2 protein-coding genes are annotated in these 2,973 nt (G+C 77.8%); one reads left to right on the top strand and one right to left on the bottom strand.

Translation table 11 applies throughout. The features are described 5' to 3' along the window. Positions 1-49 precede the first annotated feature (49 nt). On the bottom strand, positions 50-814 hold the full coding sequence (locus ACFVFS_RS40710; protein ID WP_380630162.1) for an FHA domain-containing protein: 765 nt from the start codon (positions 812-814) through the stop codon (positions 50-52). A gap of 426 nt (positions 815-1,240) precedes the next feature. Here ACFVFS_RS40710 and ACFVFS_RS40705 point away from each other — a divergent pair. After that, positions 1,241-2,973, top strand: a 1,733-nt coding sequence (locus tag ACFVFS_RS40705) for a serine/threonine-protein kinase (RefSeq protein WP_380630161.1), incomplete at its 3' end; no start/stop codon positions are given.

Below are 2,973 nucleotides of genomic sequence, written 5' to 3'. Positions count from 1 at the left end.
AATGATCCGGCCACCACCGAGATATCCCCCCCCCCTAGGGGCGGCCGCGTCAGTTGTGTATAAGCCCCCGGGCCCGCGCGCGCGCGCCCCACCCCGCGGCCCAGCCGCGCCGCGGGGGGCGGGGGGGGGGGGCGGCGAGCTGGAGGTGCCCGTGGCCGTCGGGCAGCGCGGCGCGGACGGGCGCCCCGGAGCCGTCCCGGAGATCGGGGGCGGTGACCCGCAGGGTGGTCTCGCCGATCCGCAGCAGACCGGTGCCGTCCAGCGGGACGGCCTCCTCGGGCGGACCGGGCGGGACGATCCGGCCGTCGACGGTGGTGCCGTTGGTGGAGCCGAGGTCGCGGACGGTCACCGTGCCGTCCTCGGCGAGGTGCAGGGCGAGGTGGAGCCGCGAGACGTCGGGGTCGTCGACCGGGACGTCGGCCTCGCCGGAGCGGCCGACCCGGATCTCCCGGCCGTGCAGGCGGTGCACGCCGCCGGCGTCGGGGCCGCCGACGACCCGCAGCTCGGCGGCGGCCGGGGTGTCGTCCGGGTCGTCGGCGGTCGGGTCGGGCTCGTTGAGCGAGAGGACGGCGCCGTCGAGCAGCGGGGGGTGGCCGAGCAGCGTGTGCTCGTCCACCCGGTGCGCCCCGGCGTAGAGGTGGACATGGGTCGCGGCCCGCGGTCCGCGCACGCCCACGGCGCCCGCGAGGGCACCCGCCAGGGAGCCGAGCGCGGTACCGACGGGCGCGGTGACCAGCACGTCCACGTACGGGATGGCGGAGCCGGCGGCTGCCGGGCCGCTGCGCGGTCGGAGGACGGTCAGCCGGATCTGCATCTCGCCCGCGGTCCCTTCTGCTGGTGTGACGCCTTGTGCCGCTGCCTCGGGCCGCCGCGGGGGAGCGGGGGATGGCCGCGACACCGCTTGGGCCACAAGAGTGGCGAGTGTCATCCTGCCATCCGTCACGGACAGTCCGCGCACCGTACCGGATTTGACGATCTTGCGAACATCGCCATGGTGGAGGCGACGGGGAATCAGGTCAACCGGCGCCCGGAAGGGCAGACCCCGCGGCCCCGGTGGAACCGTCCGCGGACCCTCCGGGTCTTCCCGTAGGGGATGTCCCCCAACCCGGGCGAACGCCCCTGCCGGTCGCCCCGAAAACGTCTACGGACCCCGTTAGAGTGGCCCGGACACGGACCCGGCAGGCTCACCGCACCGGCGGAGGAGCGCCCCGCGCGGGCGGCACGACGAGGAGTGCGACAGGTGCGGCCAGTCGGCAGCAAGTACTTGCTGGAGGAGAACCCGCTCGGACGGGGCGCCACCGGAACGGTCTGGCGCGGGCGGGTCCGCGCCGACGTCGAGGTGCCCGGCAGCGCGCCCGGGCAGCTGGTGGCGATCAAGATCCTGCGGGAGGAGCTCGCCGCCGACCCGGACGTGGTGATGCGCTTCCTGCGGGAGCGCTCGGTGCTGCTGCGGCTGACCCACCCGAACATCGTCAAGGTCCGCGACCTGGTCGTCGAGGGCGAGCTGCTGGCCCTGGTGATGGACCTCGTCGACGGTCCCGACCTGGCCCGCTACCTGCGCGAGCACGGCCCGTTCAGCCCGATCGCGGGCGCCCTGCTGATGGCCCAGGTCGCCGACGCGCTGGCCGCCAGCCACGTCGACGGCATCGTGCACCGCGACCTCAAGCCGGCCAACGTGCTGCTCGCCACCGCCGTCGTCGACGCCACCGAGCAGATGCACCCGATGCTGACCGACTTCGGCATCGCCCGGCTCGCCGACTCCCCGGGCATCACCCGCAGCCACGAGTTCGTCGGCACCCCCGCGTACGTCGCGCCGGAGTCCGCCGAGGGCCGGCCGCAGACCTCCGCGGTGGACGTCTACGGCGCCGGGATCATGCTGTACGAGCTGGTCACCGGCCGCCAGCCGTTCCAGGGGGACAACCCGCTGGCGATCCTGCACGCGCACCTCGCCCAGGAGCCGCAGCGGCCGTCGACCATGCCGGAGCCGCTCTGGACGGTGATCGAGCGCTGCCTGCGCAAGGACCCGGCGCAGCGGCCGAGCGCGGTGTCGCTGGCCAACGCGCTGCGGGTGGTCGCCGGCGGGGTGGGCGTGCACGCCTCCCCGGCGGCGGTGGACGCGGCGCTCGCGGTCGGCGCGCTGCTGGTGCCGGACCCGCAGCCGACCGCCGTGCCGGGTGCGCCGGTGGGCGTGCCCGGGCTGTCGGCGGACACGCCGTTCGGGACCGAGGACCGCACCCAGGTGCTCCCGGCCGGCCAGCAGCCCGGCCAGGGCGGCCAGCAGTACGACCCGGCGGCCGCGACCCGGGTGATGGGCACCCAGCCGCCCCCGTTCGACCCGGCGGCCGCGACCCGGGTGATGCCGCCCGCCGCCGTTCCGCCGCCCCCGCCGGGGCCGCCGCAGGCCGAGACCCCGCACCCGTGGCAGACCCAGCTCCGGGCGGCCCGCGACCGCAACCAGCAGACCGAGATCGCCTACTTCGGGCCCGAGGACTTCGAGGCCCCGCCGGTCGCCCCGCCGCCCTACCAGGCCGGACCGGGGGGCCGCCCGCAGCAGGGCGGCCCGCAGGGCTACCAGCAGCCGGGCGGGCACCCCGGACAGCACCCCGGGCAGTACCCCGACCAGCAGCCGGGTCAGCACCCGGGCCAGCAGCCGCCCGGCGGCTACCGGCAGTCCCCGCAGCCCGGCTACGCCCAGCGCCCGCCGGTCGCGCCGCCGCCCTACCAGGGCGGCCCGGGCGGACCGGCGCCGGCCGGCGGCCGCCCGCAGCCGCCCGGCGGCTACAACCAGCCCCCACCGCCGGCCCCGCCGTACGGCCGCCCGCAGCGGGCGCAGCAGCAGCCGCCGGCCGCCCCGCCCGGCGGCCACCGGTCCGCGCCCGCCCCCCAGCACCGCGAGCCCCCGCAGCAGGCGGCCCCGGCCGCCCCGCCGCGCCGGGCCGAGCCGCCGGCGCCGCAGCACCGCGAGCCCCCGCC

The organism is Kitasatospora sp. NPDC057692, from assembly GCF_042799475.1.
GTDB lineage: Bacteria > Actinomycetota > Actinomycetes > Streptomycetales > Streptomycetaceae > Kitasatospora.
Note: the sequence above shows the minus strand (reverse complement) of the source record. Positions and strands in the feature narration are given on the sequence as shown.